Origin of the sequence: Paraburkholderia sp. GAS32 (assembly GCF_050434225.1) — a bacterium.
In the GTDB taxonomy this organism is placed as follows: domain Bacteria; phylum Pseudomonadota; class Gammaproteobacteria; order Burkholderiales; family Burkholderiaceae; genus Paraburkholderia; species Paraburkholderia madseniana.
The window spans coordinates 1-18,190 of sequence record NZ_JBNPVS010000021.1 but is presented as its reverse complement, the minus strand read 5'-3'; the positions used below and the strand labels follow the sequence as shown (position 1 = coordinate 18,190).

At 60.9% G+C, this 18,190-nt stretch carries 14 protein-coding genes and 1 pseudogene; 5 read left to right on the top strand and 10 right to left on the bottom strand.

Translation table 11 applies throughout. The features are described 5' to 3' along the window. Positions 1-2: 2 nt before the first annotated feature. The 3 genes and pseudogenes from P3T25_RS23915 to flhC form a co-directional block, all read left to right on the top strand. A pseudogene (locus P3T25_RS23915) lies at positions 3-226 on the top strand (YeeE/YedE thiosulfate transporter family protein); the annotation flags it as partial. Between the two features lie 523 nt (positions 227-749). Then, complete coding sequence (flhD, locus tag P3T25_RS23910) at positions 750-1,070, top strand: flagellar transcriptional regulator FlhD (RefSeq protein ID WP_028194930.1); 321 nt, start codon at positions 750-752, stop codon at positions 1,068-1,070. A gap of 14 nt (positions 1,071-1,084) precedes the next feature. Further along, on the top strand, positions 1,085-1,654 hold the full coding sequence (gene flhC / locus P3T25_RS23905; protein ID WP_054039111.1) for a flagellar transcriptional regulator FlhC: 570 nt from the start codon (positions 1,085-1,087) through the stop codon (positions 1,652-1,654). A gap of 166 nt (positions 1,655-1,820) precedes the next feature. Here flhC and P3T25_RS23900 read toward each other — a convergent pair whose 3' ends face one another. The 10 genes from P3T25_RS23900 to P3T25_RS23855 form a co-directional block, all read right to left on the bottom strand. Then, a complete protein-coding gene (locus tag P3T25_RS23900) occupies positions 1,821-3,149 on the bottom strand; it encodes an Nramp family divalent metal transporter (protein ID WP_429359083.1) in 1,329 nt (442 codons plus the stop codon). Positions 3,150-3,209: 60 nt separating this feature from the next. Continuing rightward, positions 3,210-4,412 carry an acyl-CoA dehydrogenase family protein gene (locus tag P3T25_RS23895; protein ID WP_429359082.1) on the bottom strand — a complete coding sequence of 401 codons (1,203 nt, stop codon included), beginning with the start codon at positions 4,410-4,412 and terminating at the stop codon, positions 3,210-3,212. Between the two features lie 191 nt (positions 4,413-4,603). Beyond that, on the bottom strand, positions 4,604-5,260 hold the full coding sequence (locus tag P3T25_RS23890; RefSeq protein WP_429359081.1) for a methionine ABC transporter permease: 657 nt from the start codon (positions 5,258-5,260) through the stop codon (positions 4,604-4,606). Beyond that, positions 5,253-6,410, bottom strand: coding sequence for a methionine ABC transporter ATP-binding protein (locus P3T25_RS23885; RefSeq protein WP_429359080.1), 1,158 nt, complete (start codon positions 6,408-6,410; stop codon positions 5,253-5,255). Before P3T25_RS23885 ends, P3T25_RS23890 begins: the two co-directional genes overlap by 8 nt. Positions 6,411-6,423: 13 nt before the next feature. Beyond that, positions 6,424-7,830, bottom strand: coding sequence for an LLM class flavin-dependent oxidoreductase (locus tag P3T25_RS23880; protein ID WP_429359079.1), 1,407 nt, complete (start codon positions 7,828-7,830; stop codon positions 6,424-6,426). Positions 7,831-7,872: 42 nt separating this feature from the next. Continuing rightward, entirely contained in the window at positions 7,873-8,712 is an 840-nt protein-coding gene (locus P3T25_RS23875) for a MetQ/NlpA family ABC transporter substrate-binding protein (RefSeq protein ID WP_154566778.1), read from the bottom strand. Positions 8,713-9,095: 383 nt separating this feature from the next. Continuing rightward, a complete protein-coding gene (locus P3T25_RS23870; protein WP_429359078.1) occupies positions 9,096-10,709 on the bottom strand; it encodes an efflux transporter outer membrane subunit in 1,614 nt (537 codons plus the stop codon). 13 nt (positions 10,710-10,722) lie between these two features. Further along, positions 10,723-13,908, bottom strand: coding sequence for an efflux RND transporter permease subunit (locus P3T25_RS23865; protein ID WP_429359077.1), 3,186 nt, complete (start codon positions 13,906-13,908; stop codon positions 10,723-10,725). Positions 13,909-13,982: 74 nt separating this feature from the next. Next, positions 13,983-15,194 (bottom strand): efflux RND transporter periplasmic adaptor subunit, encoded by a 1,212-nt coding sequence (locus P3T25_RS23860; RefSeq protein ID WP_154566781.1) that lies wholly within the window; start codon positions 15,192-15,194, stop codon positions 13,983-13,985. Positions 15,195-15,239: 45 nt separating this feature from the next. Then, on the bottom strand, positions 15,240-16,094 hold the full coding sequence (locus P3T25_RS23855) for an alpha/beta hydrolase (RefSeq protein WP_093634909.1): 855 nt from the start codon (positions 16,092-16,094) through the stop codon (positions 15,240-15,242). Between the two features lie 174 nt (positions 16,095-16,268). Between P3T25_RS23855 and P3T25_RS23850 the strand changes: the two genes are divergently transcribed. Together P3T25_RS23850 and P3T25_RS23845 are read left to right on the top strand one after the other, a co-directional pair. Further along, positions 16,269-17,273, top strand: coding sequence for a LysR family transcriptional regulator (locus tag P3T25_RS23850; protein WP_154566782.1), 1,005 nt, complete (start codon positions 16,269-16,271; stop codon positions 17,271-17,273). A 223-nt stretch (positions 17,274-17,496) separates the two neighbouring features. Continuing rightward, positions 17,497-17,805, top strand: a complete 309-nt coding sequence (locus P3T25_RS23845) for a DUF4148 domain-containing protein (RefSeq protein WP_154566783.1) — start codon at positions 17,497-17,499, stop codon at positions 17,803-17,805. Positions 17,806-18,190: the final 385 nt, after the last annotated feature.

Below are 18,190 nucleotides of genomic sequence, written 5' to 3'. Positions count from 1 at the left end.
GCCCGGTCCGCTCGCTGGTCGCGGCAGTAGTCGGCGGCCTGATGCTGGGCTACGGAGCCCGTCTGGCCTACGGTTGTAACATCGGCGCCTATTTCAGCGGCATCATGTCAGGCAGCTTGCACGGTTGGCTGTGACTGGTCGCCGCTTACGCCGGCAACGACTCGCCACCCGCCTGCGCCCGGCGTTCGGCCTCGAAGTCGAACGGATCCGCGCAAACGGTTGCTAGAAGTTACAAATGCGCCCCGTTTGTAACTAGGGCTGCACCAACCTGTTACACATCTGATTTGTCCCCACAGCAGCGCCAATGAGCGGTATTTATTACTTTCAATTGAGCTCGCTTTCTATTTCCTTTCTGATTCAGTCCTGATTTTTCGGTTCTCGACTGGGTACACGCCATTGCTCAGATGAACAACGCTAAGGCCCACCACACAAGGGTTTTCATGGATCAGACAAAATTCCAAGGCAACAAAAAACCTGCTAAGCATCGTCTATTACAGGACTGTGAAAGACTTACCGAAATTTGATGTATCTTTTTGAGATATTTTTTTGAGAAGGGATTGATTTCTTGTTTTGCCCTTCATACAATTCGTCCCAAGCTGTTACGAAATGTAACGCTATGTATCAAAAAGTCGCGAGCTGTATCAGGTAGTGACATGTAGCCGGAGGACAACGTTTCCGGTGAGGCACAAAAGACATAACGGCAAAAAAAAAAGCCGACATAGTAATTCGGGGCTTCGGAAACACAGAAAATGGACCGTAGCAGCGAGACGCTGGATTCAATCCGCGAGATCAACTTGTCTTACATCATGCTCGCGCAACGTATGTTGCGTGAGGACAAACCGGTCGGCATGTTCCGACTGGGACTGTCGTCGGAACTAGCTGATTTGCTTGCCGGGCTGTCGCTCGCGCAGATCGTCAAGCTGGCCGCTTCCGATCAGCTTTTGTGCTTCTTCCGCTTCAACGACCACTCGATGTTGTCGGCGTTGACGCAAACGACGAAGCATGCGGCAGTTGCACCGACTCATGCGGCGATCCTGCTTGCAGGCCAGCCTGCTGAGCAATTTGCTTAATCGAGGTGACCGCGATGCTCAAGCGTAGCCTGACGGAAGACGCACAAGAAGTATTCCGTGCCATCGCGCTGATTGAACTCGGCGCGCGCATGCAGGTACTCGAAAGCGAGTTGACGCTTTCGCGCGACCGCATGATCCGCCTGTACCGCGAGGTCAAAGGTGTGTCGCCGCCCAAGGGTATGCTGCCTTTCTCGGCGGACTGGTACATGACGTGGCTGGCGAACATCCACGCGTCGTTGTTCTACAACACGTACCTGTTCCTGAAGAACGAAGCGCGTTGCTCGCACCTGGATGCGCTGACCAAGGGGTATCGGCTGTATCTGGAACATTGCCAGCACAGCGACTCCGAACCGGTGCTGGATCTCACGCGGGCATGGACGCTGGTGCGTTTCTTCGACGCCGACATCCTGCAGTTGACCAAATGCTGCCGTTGCACCGGCAAGTTCGTCGCGCACAAGCACGATCTGCAGCACAACGTGGTGTGTGGCGCCTGCCAGCCGCCATCGCGCGCCGGCAAGACCAAAAAGGCCGCCGCCGCTCGTCAGGAAGCGCTCGAAGCAGCGCAGATTGCACAAGCCGCCTGAGTTAAGTGGAATCGATGAGGGCCGGTCCAGCCTGATTCGAACCGAAGCACCTTGGAAAAAGTCCGCCATCCCGCGGACTTTTTTTATGTGGTTCTCGCCCGGACACGGGACACCTCACATCTAACACCCGACGCCAGGCGCTACCCCGCTACCTCCCGCTGCCGTATTAGTCCACCAGTCCCACCGTCTGCACCACCAGCCACAGGTTCGCCGCGCTGATCACCACGAACAGCGACCAGGCGAGAAACCGCGTCGGAAGTCTGTTGGCAAATTCGCCCATCAGCGAACGATCGTTGGTCATGCGAATCAGCGGATAGAGCGCGAACGGCAGTTGCAGGCTCAACACGACCTGGCTTGCGACCAGCAGCTTGCCGACTGCGCCGTTGCCCATCATCTGCACGCCGATCAGCGCCGGAATCAAGGCGAGCGCCCGCGTAATGAAGCGCCGTTGCCAGCACGGAATTTTCAGCTTCAGGAAGCCTTCCATGATGACCTGCCCGGCCACCGTGCCGGTGAAGGTCGAACTTTGCCCCGACGCCAGCAGCGTGATCGCGAACAGCACCGCTGCGAAACCGGTGCCGACGATCGGCGCCAGCAGTTTGTACGCGTCTTCGATTTCGGTGACCTGATTGTGGCCGGTCGCGTGGAACGCGGCGGCCGCGAGAATCAGGATCGCCATGTTGATCAGCAGCGCAATTATCAGCGAGACGATCGTATCGATGCGCGACATGCCGATCGCCGACCGGATGCTGGCCGAATCGCGTTTAACCGCGCGGGTCTGCACGATCGACGAATGCAGATAGAGGTTGTGCGGCATCACAGTCGCCCCGAGAATGCCGATCGCCAGATACATCGGCTCGCGGCTGCCGAGTGCCTGCCACGAAGGAATCAGTCCTTGCGCGACGGACGGCCAATGCGGCTTCACCAGTGCCAACTCGATGATGTAGCCGACGCCGATCGTCGCGATCAACCCGAGCATGATCGCTTCAAGGTCGCGGAAATTCTTGCCCTTCAGGCCAAGCACGATCAGCGTATCGAACGCGGTCAGCAACACGCCGGTGGTCAGCGAACATTTGAAGAGCAGATGGAAAGCCAGCGCGCCGCCGAGCACTTCGGCCAGATCGCAGGCCACGATCGACAGTTCGGCAAGCAGCCACTGAAAGCGCGCGACACCTGGTGAGTAACGCAGCCGAGACAATTCCGCGAGGTCCCGCCCGGTGGCGATGCCGAGGCGCATGCTCAGACATTGCAGCGCCATCGCCGCAAGACTCGACAACATGACGACGAACAGCAGGCTGTAGCCGTAACGCGAGCCCGCTTCGATATCGGTGGCCCAGTTGCCGGGGTCCATGTAGCCGATCGAAATCAGCAGGCCAGGCCCCGCGAATTGCAGGATTTTTTTCCAGAACGGCGCGCCTTGCGTAACGGCGACCGTGCCTTGCACCTCGGATGGGCAAAACGGCGCCGTTGCGGTGGTCGGTAATTTGAACTGCAAGCCAGTGGTCTCTTGAAGGGGATAAACCGCGACGCCTCATGCAGGCTGCCGCGAACCGCCTCAAGTGTACAAAGAAACTTCCGGCAATGTCCCGCTTAACGCATAACGGCCGACGTCGCGTACGCGATAGTCGAGTGGATCGTGCAGCGTATGCACGCGAGCGTTGCGCCAGAATCGGTCGAGCGCGAGCGGCGCGTGTGTGGCACGCGCGCCGCAGGCATCGAACAGTTTTTCGCTGACGTCGAGCGCGGCGCGGTGCGCGACGATTTTCGCCTCCGAGGTGGCGAGCGCCACCTGCGCACGGGTTTCGGCGTCCAGAGACGGGCCTTGTTGCCATGCGTCCTCGAGCGCGTAGGCGGCACGCACAGCCAGCGCTTCCGCGCTCACCGCCTGCAGACGCATCTCACCGAAGCGCTGGATCAGGTAGGGATCGTCGGTGGCTTTTTCGACGCCCGAGGATATCCACGGTTTGCCGTACTGTGTGACGTACGCGCGTGCTTCTTCGAGCGCGCCCTGCGCGATGCCGACGAACAGATTGATCAGCACCTGCTGCGAAATCAGCGTGCGCAGGCTCGCGTATGAGGTGTCGGCCCGCTCCAGCACCTCGTGCGGTTCAACCTTGACTTGCACAAAGGAGACGCTGCCGCTATCGGTTTGCCGCTGACCGATCGGATTCCAGTCTTCGTGAACGGTAATGCCTTCACGCGTGGTCGGCACCACCGCGAACACCGCTTTGCCGGTAACCGGATCGTGCCCGGAAACCGTCATCATGTGCGAGCCGCGCGTGCCCGAACAAAATCCTTTCTGCCCATCTAAAAGATAGCCACCGTCGCTGGTTGCGCTTGCAACGAGTCGCGTGTCGAGCGGATTGACCGCATTACCCCACCACCAGCGCTCTTCCACGGTGCCGCCCAGATAGCGGGCACGTTGTTCCGGGTTGCCCCATACATTGACGCTGACCACCTGCAGGCACGTGAAGCCAAGCAGATGCGCGAGCGCACTGTCGACTCGCGCGATCTGGCGGATCGTCTCGTAGATCTCGGGCCAGCGCGTGCCGGAACCGCCGAATTCACGCGGTACGGCGAGCGTGAGCAGTCCCGCGTCGGCAATCCATTGTTTTTCCCGCGCGGCGTGGCCGCCGTCGCGATCGCGCTGAGCCGCGCTGGCACGCAACGCGTCGAGCAAGCCGGTAAGATTGCGCACCACAGGCGCAGCGCCGGTTTGCAGCGGTTGCAGTGCCTCGGGATGTCGAGGTTCGTTCATGCAATGTCCACGTGAAGAAGTTTGGCGAGCGACACGCTGCTTATCCGCGCGGCCGGTTTGCATTCGATCGGGTGAGCCGGAGTCTCGCTGCGCCCAGCGTCGTAAATAGCATGATAGACGGTGACGTCGCCGCTGAAAACGTGGGCCGCAAGCGCGTATTCGTTATGCAAATAGCGGTCGAAAGGCGACGATCATGCGCGTTGCGCAAGCCGTCGCACGAAACGATCGCCGACGAACTGCACCGCCGTCACGATCACGATCAGCAACACGATCACCGTCACCATCACGGTAGTATCGAAACGCTGATAGCCGTAGCGGATCGCCAGATCGCCGAGACCACCGGCGCCCACCGCGCCCGCCATGGCCGAGGAACCGATCATCGCCACCACGGTGATCGTGAAACCGCCGAGAATGCCCGGCAGCGCTTCAGGCAGCAGCACATGCCAGATGATATGCCGGCGCTGCGCGCCCATTGCCTGCGCGGCTTCGATCAAACCGCGGTCCACTTCGCGCAAGCTCACTTCGGCCACGCGCGCAAAAAAAGGAATCGCCGCGATACTGAGCGGCACGATGGCAGCCCATACACCGATTGTCGTGCCGATCAGCAAACGTGTGAGCGGCAACAGCGCGACCAGCAAAATGATGAAAGGCGTGGAGCGGAACGCATTGACGAGCGCGCCGAGCGTGCTGTTCACCACACACTTTTCAAAGATGCCGCCGCGCGTTGTGGTGACCAGCACCAGCGCGAGCGGAATGCCGACCAGCGCCGCGACGAAGGCAGATACGCCGACCATGACGATGGTGTCGCGAATGGCATCGGCGAGTTCCGAGAGCCAGAGATCAGACATAGCCCAGCACCTCGACATGATTGGCATAGTGCCGCGCACGTTCGAGCAGCGTCGCGATCTGCGTTTGCACCGTGCCGTCCGCGTTCGCGCGCACTTCTGCCGACACCACCAGACGCCCTTGCGCATGCCCCTGAATCCGGTCGATGCCGCCATGCACGAAACTCACGCGGCCACCTTCAATGCTCAATGCAGACGTCAACCCACCCAGGTCAGGCTCACGTGCATCGCTGCCGGTGAAGCGCACGTCGAGCAGAATCTGCGCATCCGCGTGCGCGATCTCGTGCAACGGTTTGACGCGCGCGGCGAGATCCGCAGGCAGATCATGCACCAGGGTCCGCAGCAACGCGCGCGTCGCATCGTGCTGCGGGTCGCCGAATACGCGCCACACCGGACCCGTCTCCACCACTTCACCACGCTCGATCACGGCCACCGTATCGCAGACCTCGCGAATGACCTGCATCTCGTGTGTAATCAGCACGATGGTCAGGTTGAGGCGCTGATTGATATCGCGCAGCAACGCGAGAATGGCTTGCGTCGTTTCAGGATCGAGCGCGGACGTTGCTTCGTCGCAAAGCAGAATGTCCGGGGCGGTCACAAGGGCGCGCGCGATCCCGACTCGCTGTTTCTGACCGCCGGACAAACTCGCCGGATAGGCGTCGCGCTTGGTCGATAGGCCGACTAGTTCGAGCAAGGCGTCGACCTTTTTGTCGATCGCCGCTTTAGCCGCACCAGCGATTTTTAACGGCAACGCAATGTTTTCGTGCACCGTTTTAGCGGAGAGCAAATTGAAATGCTGGAACACCATGCCGATACGCCGCCGCAGCGTGACCAGCCCGCGTTCGTCGAGCTCGCCGACACTCACGTCATTCACGCGCACGGCGCCGGAACTCGGCTTTTCCAGACCATTGACGAGCCGCAGCAGGGTCGATTTACCTGCGCCGCTTCGCCCGATGATGCCGAACACTTCACCGCGCGCCACCTTCAGCGTGACGTTCGCCAGCGCCGCAGTCGACACACCGCGCGTGTTGGCGAACACCTTGCCCACGTCGTCGAATACGACGACTTCTTGCGCGGCATCGGCCGCATCAAGATTCAAGGCGACGGACGGTGCGTCTTCAATGAATTGCGGCACGTCGAAAAGATGAGCCATGGCTTCGTTCCTCTCAGGCGTCCACGGTGGATCGCGCGCCGGTTTGCGCGCGACGGCGATGCTGCGCGCCGGCATGCACCTCAGGCAATCGCGCTCGCCCACCGCCAAATAGCTTTTCGCGCAACGTCGGCGCCGAGTCGTAATCTTCCTTGTAAACGCCGCGATTCTGCAATTCCGGCACCACCAGATCGACGAAGTCTTCGAACGATTCGGGCATGACGGTGCGCGTCAGATTGAATCCGTCGACGCCGGCCTCTTCAATCCACGACACCAGCTCGTCCGCGATCTGCTGCGGCGACCCGACTACGGGCTTTGCGCGGCCGCCGAGCGTCATCTGTTCGAGCACCTTGCGTTTGGTCCATACGCCGCTCACGCTCTTCTTCGAAATCGCTTCAACGGCAGATTGCATCGATTCGGTCTTCACATACGAAATCGGTTCATCCAGTTCGTACTGCGAGAAGTCGATGCCGGTCGAACTGGAGAAATGCGCGATACCGCCCTCGGCGCTCGCATAACGCCGGTACTCTTCGAATTTCTCCTGCGCGGCGCGTTCTGTTTCGCCGACTACAACGGTGATGCCGGCAAAGATCTTGATATCGTCCGGCGCGCGGCCGAAGCTGACCGCCCGTGCACGAATGTCGTCGACAATGGAACGCGTGAGCTGCTTGTTCTGGCCACCGACAAACACGCATTCCGCGTGACGCGCCGCGAAATCGACGCCCCGGCTCGACGAACCCGCCTGATACAGCACCGGCGTGCGTTGCGGCGATGGCTCGCTCAAATGAATGGCGTCGATCGAATAGTACGGACCGTCGTGTTTCACGCGATGCACCTTGTCAGGGTGCGAGAAGATGCGTGCCTCGCGATCGCGCACTACCGCGTCGTCCTCCCAGCTATGCTCCCATAGCTTGTAGACCACGTCCATGTAATCGTCCGCGCGGTCGTAACGGTCGTCGTGGCTGATCTGTTGTGCGAGACCCATGCCGCGCGCGGCACTGTCCAGATAGCCCGTCACGATGTTCCAGCCCACCCGACCCTTAGTCAAATGATCCAGCGTCGACATGCGGCGCGCGAACAGGTACGGCGGCTCGTAAGTCAGATTCGACGTGACGCCGAAGCCGATATGCTTCGTCACGTGTGCCATCGCGGGCACAATCAGCGATGGATCGTTGATCGGAATCTGCACCGATTCACGCAACGAGGTTTCCGGACCGCCCTGATAAACGTCGTATACGCCGACGATATCCGCGAGAAAGATCCCGTCGAACTTGCCGCGCTCGAGCGTTTGCGCGAGGCTCGTCCAGTAGTCGAGGTCGGTGTAGTGCGCCGAACGGTCGCGCGGATGCGTCCACAAACCATGATTGATGTGACCGACCGCATTCATGTTGAACGCGTTCAGCAGGATCTTTTTCTTCGCCATCGTGCGGCTCCTTGCTGGTTGCAACGTTGCTAGCGGCGTGCCTTACCAGGCGACGGCGTAGAGGCTGCCGAAGGCTTTGTCGAGCGCAGCGCGCACAGCGGGCGAATGCTGATAGATCGAGATGAACTTGCGGATACGCGGATCATTTGCGCTTTCCGGACGCACGACCCACTGGATCGCGTAGTTCTTGTTTTCCAGGCCGTCGAACAACAATGCGCTGTTCGGATCGGTAGTGCCCGCGAGCTTGATGAAGCTCGGGTAGCCTTGCGCGAGATCGACGTCGTCGAGCGAACGGGCCAATTGCGAGGCTTCGAGCTGAACGATCTTCAGGTGCTTCGGGTTGTCGATGATGTCTAGCGTCGTGGCGCGATAATCGATGCCCGGCGTCAGTTTGATGAGACCGGCGCGTTGCAGCAACAACAGACCACGACCGCCGTTGACCGGATCGTTAGCGATGGCAACGGTGGCGCCGTCTTTCAATTCATCGAAGCGTTTGATCTTTTTCGAATACAGGCCGATCTTCATGATCGTGCCCGGGGCGATTGCGACGAAGTTATAACCACCCTGCTTCTTTGCGTTCTCGAGAAACGGGATGTGCTGGAAATAGTTGACGTCGATATCCTTGTTGGCGAGCGCCGCGTTCGGCGTATTCCAGTCGGTAAACTCGATGATCTTCACGTCAAGCCCTTGCTCCTTCGCTTCGCGCGCGGCGACTTTGAGCGCCTCGATTTGCGGGCTGGTGGCGATGCCGATTTTCAGCGTGGGCGTGTCTGCCGCGAACGCGGGCGAAGCGGACAACGCCAGCGCGAGGCCGAACGCGCCGAGGAACGTCAGCGTCCGCGCCTTGAAAAAACGCCGTGCAGTGGTCAGAGAAATGCGCATGGTGAACTCGTTAGGATAGGGGCGTGGTGTGTTTCGAGGCGAGCCGATTCCACGACATGCGGGCAGGCGTGCCGGAATCGGTCGGACAACAGAAATCTGCAGCGCGCGGTTTAACCGGCGTGCGGCAGCGATAGAACGCGTGAGCGGGTCAGCGCGGACAGCGGCAGGTCGGACAGGTCATCGCCTCTCTCCAGATGAGGTGCGAATCATCATAGACGGCGGGAAACCGGTGGTCTACGAACGGATTTTCGGAAGGAAAGCGGGAAAAATGATTTGGGGCTCGCCCCATGGAGCTGGCGCAACACGTCACCAAAGAAAAAACGCCGGGCCACGCTTTAGCGCAACCCGGCGTTCTTCACCAGCCAACAAACTAAAAACAGACCTTAGCGCTTCGCCACCTGCTCCGCCGACGCAGAAGCAGAAGTAGCAATCGGACCCGAAGCCGGCGCAACCGCCCCCACCGTCTCGTCGCCCGCAGGCTTCACATCACCCCAGCCGCCACCCAGCGCGCGAATCAGGTTAACCGTCGCCACCGCCTGCGTGCCCGACAGATGGCTCGCCTGTAGTTGCGATGTCAGCACCTGCCGCTCGCCGTCGATCACATCCAGATAGCTGACCGCGCCTTCCGTGTACTGCGTGCGCGACAGATGCGCCGCGCGTTGCGAGGCCACGACCGCATCGTTCTGCTCGCGCATCTGATCGTCGAGCAAACGCAGATCGGCCAGGTTGTCCTCGGCCTCACGGAACGCCACCAGCACCTGTTGACGATACTGCGCGACATCTTCGTCGTACTTCGAGCGAGCTTGCGCGAGGTTTGCCTTGCGGCGGCCACCGTCGAACAAAGGCAACGTTAGCGCGGTACCGGCGAATGGCCCGAGAATAAACGCGCGGCTCGACCACTTGAACAGATCGCCCAGCGTCGCCGATTCAAAACCAGCCGCACCCGTGATATCGAGCTTCGGGAAGAACGCCGACTTCGCCAGACCGACCCGCGCATTCGCCGCCATCATCGCCCGCTCCGCCGCCGAAATGTCCGGCCGACGTTCGAGCAGCGCCGAAGGCAAACCTGGCGGCACGCGCACCGTCACCGGCACGAGCGGTGCCTCCGCGAACGAGAAATCGGCCGGCGGCTTGCCGAGCAGAATCGCCAGACTGTGCTCGGAGGCCGCGCGCTGACGCGCCACGCCCACTGCATCGGCACGCGCACTCGCCAGTTCGTTGCGAGAACGCGAAACATCCAGCTCACCGATATCGCCTTCCCTGAAACGGCGCTCGACCAGCTTCAGCGTGTCCTCGCGCAACGCCACGGTACGGCGGTACAGATCCTGATCCGTGTCGAGCTCGCGCAACTGGAAGTAGTTCTGCGCAACGTCGGCTTGCAACGACAACTGTACCGACCGGAACAATGCTTCACTTTGCTGCTCGTCCGCACGCGAGGCATTCACGTTCGAACCGACTCGCCCGAACAGATCGGTTTCATACGATGCGCCAACCTGCGCACGCCAGATCGTGCCGTTCGTCCCGCCCGCGCTATCCGGCTGAAACTGCGAGGCCGCCGATGCCCGTTCACGCGTCGGGCCGAAGCCCGCGTCGAACTTCGGGAACCAGTCCGACTTCGCCGCCTGCGTCACCGCACGCGCCTGTTGCACGCGTGCCGCAGCCGCCTTCAAGTCCTGATTCGCTGCAGCCGCCTGTTCTTCCAGCGCGTTCAACTGCGGGTCGCCGAAAATCGCCCACCATTCGCCGCGATGCGCGTCGTCGGCGGGCTGAGCCTGCTTCCAGGTGCCCGTGTCCTGCGGCGATGCGGCGGACGTAGCCGATGCAGCCGAAGCACCGGACGCAGCCGATGCAGCAGTCGGCGTTTCCTTGAACGCAGCCGGCGTATCCACATCTGGCCGCTTATACGTGGGCTCCACGGAGCAAGCCGCGAGCAACGCCAGCAGCAAACCGCTGGCAGCCGCTCTGCCCCATCCGCTTAAAGATTCAAAACGCTTCATTATTATTTTCTCCTCAGGCGTCCGTTACCGGCGCACCAAGGTGCGGCGCGTCTTTCTGCGCGACGTGAATCGTCCCGCCCGCCAGCGTACGCAGCACCACATAGAACACAGGGGTCAGCATCAGGCCGAACAGCGTCACGCCGAGCATGCCGAAGAACACCGCGATACCCATCGCATGACGCATCTCCGAACCCGCTCCGCTCGAGAGCACCAGCGGCACCACGCCCATGATGAAAGCGATCGACGTCATCAGAATCGGACGCAGACGCAAGCGGCTCGCCTCGATTGCTGCAGCCAGCGGTGTACGCCCGTCATGTTCGAGTTCGCGAGCGAACTCGACGATCAGAATCGCGTTCTTCGCCGACAGCCCCACCAGCACCATCAAACCGATCTGCGTGAAGATGTTGTTGTCGCCACCGGTGAGCCACACACCGGTTAGCGCGGACAGCACGCTCATCGGCACGATCAGGATCACGGCGAGCGGCAGCGTCAGGCTTTCATACAACGCGGCCAGCACGAGGAACACGAGCAGCACGCTGATCGGGAACACCCACAGGCCCGCATTGCCGGCGATGATCTGCTGATACGTCAGGTCGGTCCATTCGAGCTTCACGCCGTGCGGCAAGGTTTCCGCTGCCACGCGTTCGGCCGCGGCTTGCGCCTGGCCCGACGAGAAGCCCGGCGCCGGACCACCGTTGATATCGGCAGCTGTATAGCCGTTGTAGCGCACCACCATTTCCGGACCATACGTCGGCGTCACCGTCACCAGCGACGACAACGGCACCATGTCACCGGCAGCATTGCGCGTCTTCAATTGCAGGATGTCGTCAGCACGTTGACGGAACGGCGCGTCAGCCTGCACCCGCACCTGATACACACGGCCGAAGCGGTTGAAGTCGTTCACATACAGCGAGCCCAGATAGATCTGCATCGTGTTGAACACGTCCGTGACCGGCACGCCGAGTTGCTTGGCTTTCACGCGATCCAGGTCGACGTTCAATTGCGGCACGTTGATCTGATAGCTCGAGAACGTCGGTCCGAGTTCAGGCGTTTGCGCTGCCTTCTTCACGAATGCCTCCGCTGCCTTGTTCAGTTCCGCGTAACCCACCGCGCCGTGATCCTCCAACTGCATCTTGAAACCGCCCAGCGTACCCAAACCAAGCACAGGTGGTGGCGGGAACACCGCGACGAACGAATCCTTGATCGCGCCGTACTGGTGGTTCAACGCACCGGCAATCGCACCGGCCGAGAGTTTCTTGTCGCCACGTTCCTTGAAAGGCTTCAACGTGACGAACACGATGCCCGCGCTCGAACTATTGGTGAAGCCGTTCACCGACAGGCCCGGGAACGCCACCGCGCTTTCCACGCCCGGCTGCTTCAAGGCAACCGCGCTCATGTCGCGGATCACCTTTTCCGTGCGATCCAGCGATGCGCCGTTCGGCAGTTGCGCAAACGCAATCAGGTATTCCTTGTCCTGCGCCGGCACGAAACCGCCCGGCACGACGCGCGAGATCAGCACCGTTGCGCCCAGCAGGATCGCGTAGACCGCGAGCATCGCACCTTTACGGCCCAGCACGCCTCTCACGCCACGGCCGTACTCCGTCGAGCCGCGATGGAACACCTTGTTGAAGCCCTTGAAGAAGCGACCCAGCACGCGGTTCATCACACGCGTCAGGAAGTCCTCCTTGGCGCCGTGGCCACGCAACAGCATCGCGGACAAAGCCGGCGACAAAGTCAGCGAGTTGAACGCCGAGATCACCGTCGAGATCGCGATGGTCATCGCGAACTGCTTGTAGAACTGGCCCGTCAGGCCGGTCATGAAAGCAAGCGGCACGAACACGGCAACCAGCGTCAGCGCGATGGCGATAATCGGCCCGCTCACTTCCTGCATGGCCTTATAAGTCGCATCGCGCGCACTGAGCCCGCTTTCGATGTTCCGCTCGACGTTCTCCACCACCACGATCGCATCGTCCACCACGATCCCGATGGCCAGCACCATCCCGAACAACGACAACGCATTGATCGAGAAGCCGAACGCCAGCAGCAGCGAGAACGTACCCACGATCGACACCGGTACCGCAATCAACGGAATGATCGACGCCCGCCACGTCTGCAGGAACACGATCACCACGATCACCACCAGCGCGATCGCTTCGAGCAGCGTGTGAATCACCGCCTCGATACTCGAGCGCACGAACTGCGTCGGGTCATAGACGATCTTGTATTCGACGCCTGCCGGCATGTCTTCCGCCAGCTCCTTCATTGCGGAACGGACCTGGTCGGAAATCGCGAGCGAGTTCGCACCCGGCGCCTGGTTGATAGCGAGCGCCACAGCAGGCTTGTTGTCGAGCAGCGAACGCAGGCCGTATTCCGACGCCGCGAGTTCGACACGTGCGATATCACGCAGATACGTCACGCCGCCATCCGGCGCGGTTTTGACGATGATGTCGCCGAATTCGCCCTCAGTCTTCAAACGGCCACGCGCATTCACCGACAACTGCAGTTGCGTGCCCGGCACCGAAGGCGATGCGCCGATCACACCGGCTGCCACCTGAATGTTCTGCTCGCGGATCGCGTTGACCACTTCGGTCGCGGTCAAACCACGCTGTGCGACTTTCTGCGGATCGAGCCAGACGCGCATCGCGTAGTCGCCCGAACCCCACAACTGCACTTCGCCGACGCCCTGAATCCGCGCCAAGCGGTCCTTGACGTTGAGCAACGCGTAGTTGCGCAGGTACGTCATGTCGTAGCGATTGTTCGGCGAGATCAGGTGGACCACCATCGTCAGCGTCGGCGAGCTCTTGATGGTCGTGATGCCAAGCCGTTGCACGTCTTCCGGCAGGCGCGGCAGCGCCTGGTTGACGCGATTCTGCACAAGTTGCGTCGCCAGGTCCGGATTGGTGCCGAGCTTGAAGGTCACCGTCAGCGTGAGATTGCCGTCGCTATTGGCTTGCGACTGCATGTACAGCATGTTCTCGACGCCGTTGATCTGCTCTTCAAGCGGCGCCGCAACGGCCTCCGCGATCACTTTCGGATTGGCGCCCGGATATTGCGCGTGCACCACCACCGAAGGCGGCACGACTTCCGGGTACTCCGAAATCGGCAGCTTGAAGAGCGAAATGATGCCCCCCAGCAGGATCAATACCGATAACACACCGGCAAAGATCGGTCGATCGATGAAGAATTTGGATATGTTCATGGGAAGCTCTTAACGTTGGAGCATGCGCCCGCTACGGCCAGTCAACATGACTGGGCAAGCGCGGCGCACGGGGCTCACGAATTCTTGTCCGCTGCTTTTGCCCGCGTCTGCGCAAGCGGCGCGCTGTTCGGATCCTGATCGGTGGTCATCGGCACCATGTGAGCGCGCACTGCATCGCCCGGACGCACCCGCTGGACACCGTTCACGACGATCCGGTCGGTTGCCTGCAAACCGCCCTTGACGACGCGCAGGTTGCCCTGCATGCCGCCCACTGCGATTTCCCGGTACACGACGTGGTTGCTCTGGTCGACCACCAGCACGAACTTCTTGTCCTGATCGGTGCCCACTGCGGCGTCGTCGATCAGCAGTGCCGGATGCGGCTCGCTGCCGCCGACCTTCACGCGCGCATAGAGACCAGGGATCAATGCACCGTCCTGGTTATCGAAGCGCGCACGCACCCGGATCGTGCCGGACGACGTATCCAGCCGGTTGTCGACGGATTCGATCGTGCCGCTGCGCGAGTAGCCGCTTTCATCCGCCAGCCCGAGGTCCACCGGCACCTTGCTGCCATCCTTTGCGCGGCTCAGGTACTGCAGGTAGGTCTGTTCGTCAACGTCGAACGATGCGTAGATCGGCGAAACCGACACCAGCGTGGTCAACGGCGCCGAGCTTGCGCCCGCCGACACCACGTTGCCCACCGTGATTTCCGCGCGCGAGACGCGGCCCGACACCGGCGCGACGATCTTCGTGTAGCCGAGATTGATACGCGCGGTTTCGACGGCGGCTTGCGCGGCCTTCAGGTTGGCGCTCGCTTCGCGCGCGGCGTTCTGCTTCTCGTCGTAGTCGCGCTTGGCGATCGCGTTGTCGGCGATCAGGCGTTGCGCGCGCTCCCAGTCGCTTTGCGTATAGCCCGTACGCGCTTGCGCCGCCGCGACCTGTGCTTCGGTACGATCGACTTCAGCCGCGTACGGACGCGGATCGATCACGAACAGCGTGTCGCCCTTCTTCACGAGGGCGCCGTCCTTGAAGTTGACGGACACGATCGTGCCCGGCACTTGCGAACGGACGTCCACTTTTTCGACCGCTTCGAGGCGGCCGGAATAGCTTTGCCAGTCGGTGATGGTCTTTTGCACCACGGTGGCCACATCGACTTCCGGCACGATGGTCGGCGCAGCAGGCGAGCTCGCGTCGACGCGGATCGCGCCGAACGTGCCCAGCCCGGCCACCACGATGACGGCTAGCACGGCAATCGCCACACGGCGACGGGAAAGAGGAAGGATAGTCATGAGAAGCTCCCGGTATCGTTGATTAAAGTTTTGCTTATTGGTGTCTCAGCGATGGGCGCGCGCATCGAAGCGCCACTGAAAAAATCGCACCGCTTCCTGCAAGGCGGGCGGATGGTCGGCCAACGCGGCGTGCGAGACGCTGGGATAGCGGACCACCTGGGTCAGCACACCCGCGTCGATCAGACCGCTCGCGTATTTCTCCGCTTCCACATGCAGCACGTCGTTTTGCGCCGTCGCGATCAGCGTGGCCGGCAGGCCCGCGAGGCGCGACGATTCGAGCGGCGCGGCATACGGATGCATGCGCTGCGACGCTTGCGGCAGATACGCGCGATAACACGCCGCGCATTCCTTCGCGGTGATATCTGAGCCGAGGCGCTTTTCGTCGCCGAGGCGCGTCAGGCTTGGATCGAGCATCGGTCCGAACAGCGCTTGCGCCGCAATCCGCACGTCGCCGCGATCACGCGCGATGAAAGCGAGGCAGTTGGCCAACTGCCCGCCGGCATCGTGGCCCGCCACGCCGACCTTCTTGCTATTCCCGCCAAACGCGCGTGCTCGTGTCTGCACCCACAGTGCCGCGCGATGTGCGTCTTCAGGCGCCGCCGGAAACGGAAACTGCGGCGCCAGCGAATAACCGACCGAAACGACCAGAGCCGGTAAGTGTTCTGCGAAATAACGGGCGGCGAAGTCCGCCTGATCGATCGAGCCCTTGGTAAAACCGCCACCGTGGAAATAAAGCAGTACCGGCAGTGCGGTTTTCTGTGCCTGGCGGTACAAACGCAACGTAATGTCCTGTGCGTGCCCTTCGATCTGCACGTCAGTGACGTCGAGAGCCGTGCTGTCAGCCTGTGCCGGGCCGCTGCCGGCGGGCACAAACGAGTACGGCGGTTTAAATGCATCCATGTCGAGCCGCGCAATGCGCATAGAACTTCAATGGTGCGAATTGTGGGTTCGGCAGACTCGTAAATAAATGCCTATAATCCGGCAACACAATTCGGCGCCCCTGAACAATCGAACGCGATTGCTCTGCGGACTCGATTCCTGCTCAGTGCGCCCGCCCCTTTTAGGAGGTTTGCAATGGACCGGCTTCAGGCCATGCAAGTGTTCACGCGCGTCGTCGACACCAACAGCTTTACCCGCGCGGCGGAAACGCTCGACCTGCCACGCGCATCAGTTACCACCATCATTCAGAACCTCGAAGCGTTCCTCGGCACGCGGCTGATGCACCGGACCACGCGGCGTTTGTCGCTGACGCCGGACGGCGCGGCGTATTACGAACGCTGCGTGCGCATCCTCGCGGACGTCGAAGAGACCGAGGCCAGCTTCCAGAGCGGCAATAAAAAGCCGCACGGTAAGCTGCGCATCGACATGCCGGGATCGATCGGGCGTTTGCTGGTGATCCCTTCGCTGTGTGAATTCCACACGCGTTACCCGGACATCGACCTGCAGCTCGGATTGACGGACCGGCCCGTCGATCTGTTGCAGGAAGGCGTGGATTGCGTGGTGCGGGTGGGCGCGCTACAGGATTCCTCGCTGGTGGCGCGCCGTATCGGTTTGTTCGAGGGCGTGACATGCGCGGCCCCCAGCTACATCGAGCGAGCGGGCATGCCGACTTCGCTCGAAGACCTCGAAAATCACAAAGCAGTCAATTATTTTTCGAGCCGCACGGGGCGCACGATCGATTGGGCCTTCATGGTTGATGGCAAAGAAGTCGAAGTGAAAATGAAGAGCATTGTGTCGGTGAACGACGCCGATGCTTACGTAACGTGCGGTCTGGAAGGCTTCGGCCTGTTTCAGCCGGCGCTCTTCATGGTGCTGCCGCATCTGCGATCGGGTCAGCTGGTTGAAGTGCTGCCGGAGCTGAAGCCTTTGCCGATGCCGATTTCCGCAGTCTATCCGCACAGTCGGCATCTGTCGCCTAAAGTCCGTGTTTTCGTAGACTGGATTGCCGAGCTGTTCGACCGCTGCCCGTTGCTCAGCGGACGCGGCAGTCTCGACGCGATGTGCACGAAGCGTACTTTCGAAGAACGCGAATCTGCTCCGATACTCGACACGCCGGTGATAACGGAGTGGGTTGCCTGATTCGTGCGAGTTGAAGTACAGATTATGGAAAAGTGAATTTCAACCGCGGCTCTAATGCCGCGGTTGCCCTGCAGTAACCGGATAACGCGTACGCCGTCGCGATTGTTCTAGATTCGCGACAATTCATTTCGCGAAAGTGCGATTTATCCGCATCACGTCGAAGTCTACATTTCACCCTGTCGCAGCGCCTCTCGTGCTGCAAACGAATCGACAGGAGTGAATCATGAAGCGCAATCTCTTAGCAGGTCTGGCTCTTTCGCTGCTTGCCAGCGCACCGGTGTTTGCTCAAAGCAACGGTGGGGGCATTGGGCATGCGGGCACTTACCAAACGTTGCCCGCGCCGACTACCGTCGGCAAAACGCGTGCTGAAGTTAACGCTGAGCTGGTCGCGGCGTATCGCGATGGTTCGTTGCCTGCGTTGAATCGTACGTCGTACCCGAATAAAGGTCTGATTGGTCAGACGCAGGCTGCGCGCATTGCATTGCAGGAAGGGACTGGTGGCGACGTTACGCGCGTCGCCAACGGGCAGTAAGGCGAATGCGCCGCGATGATTCGGTTTCCAAAAGAAATTTTCATCGCGGTGGGTTGTTTGCACTCTTTACGAAGGAGCATGTTATGACACCGTCTGAACTTGATGATTGGGATGTAGATGTGGGGGCGTGGACGCCTTATCGGGCGCCGCAGCGGTAAAGGTTTGGTTTTTGTTTTTGCCTTCGCGGCGCTTTTTGTCAGTGCTCTAGGGGCTTTGGCCTTTCCTTGATTTGTTAGGGAAGGTCTGCACAACCCGTTTCCTGCACGTCGCGCGGTTTGCTGCCCGCGTTCTAGTGGCGGCGAAGATGCTGGGACCTCGATCACAGTTTTATTCGAACCGCGGCAACGTGCGTTTGCCGAAACTCATGGCGTCTGCGCCCGCATGT

Excerpts from the sequence above, each read along its gene's own strand:
- flhD (WP_028194930.1), top strand. The coding sequence starts at position 750 with ATGGACCGTAGCAGCGAGACGCTGGATTCAATCCGCGAGATCAACTTG.
- flhC (WP_054039111.1), top strand. The coding sequence starts at position 1,085 with ATGCTCAAGCGTAGCCTGACGGAAGACGCACAAGAAGTATTCCGTGCC.
- P3T25_RS23895 (WP_429359082.1), bottom strand. The coding sequence starts at position 4,412 with ATGAACGAACCTCGACATCCCGAGGCACTGCAACCGCTGCAAACCGGC.
- P3T25_RS23890 (WP_429359081.1), bottom strand. The coding sequence starts at position 5,260 with ATGTCTGATCTCTGGCTCTCGGAACTCGCCGATGCCATTCGCGACACC.
- P3T25_RS23885 (WP_429359080.1), bottom strand. The coding sequence starts at position 6,410 with ATGGCTCATCTTTTCGACGTGCCGCAATTCATTGAAGACGCACCGTCC.
- P3T25_RS23880 (WP_429359079.1), bottom strand. The coding sequence starts at position 7,830 with ATGGCGAAGAAAAAGATCCTGCTGAACGCGTTCAACATGAATGCGGTC.
- P3T25_RS23875 (WP_154566778.1), bottom strand. The coding sequence starts at position 8,712 with ATGCGCATTTCTCTGACCACTGCACGGCGTTTTTTCAAGGCGCGGACG.
- P3T25_RS23870 (WP_429359078.1), bottom strand. The coding sequence starts at position 10,709 with ATGAAGCGTTTTGAATCTTTAAGCGGATGGGGCAGAGCGGCTGCCAGC.
- P3T25_RS23865 (WP_429359077.1), bottom strand. The coding sequence starts at position 13,908 with ATGAACATATCCAAATTCTTCATCGATCGACCGATCTTTGCCGGTGTG.
- P3T25_RS23860 (WP_154566781.1), bottom strand. The coding sequence starts at position 15,194 with ATGACTATCCTTCCTCTTTCCCGTCGCCGTGTGGCGATTGCCGTGCTA.
- P3T25_RS23855 (WP_093634909.1), bottom strand. The coding sequence starts at position 16,094 with ATGGATGCATTTAAACCGCCGTACTCGTTTGTGCCCGCCGGCAGCGGC.
- P3T25_RS23850 (WP_154566782.1), top strand. The coding sequence starts at position 16,269 with ATGGACCGGCTTCAGGCCATGCAAGTGTTCACGCGCGTCGTCGACACC.
- P3T25_RS23845 (WP_154566783.1), top strand. The coding sequence starts at position 17,497 with ATGAAGCGCAATCTCTTAGCAGGTCTGGCTCTTTCGCTGCTTGCCAGC.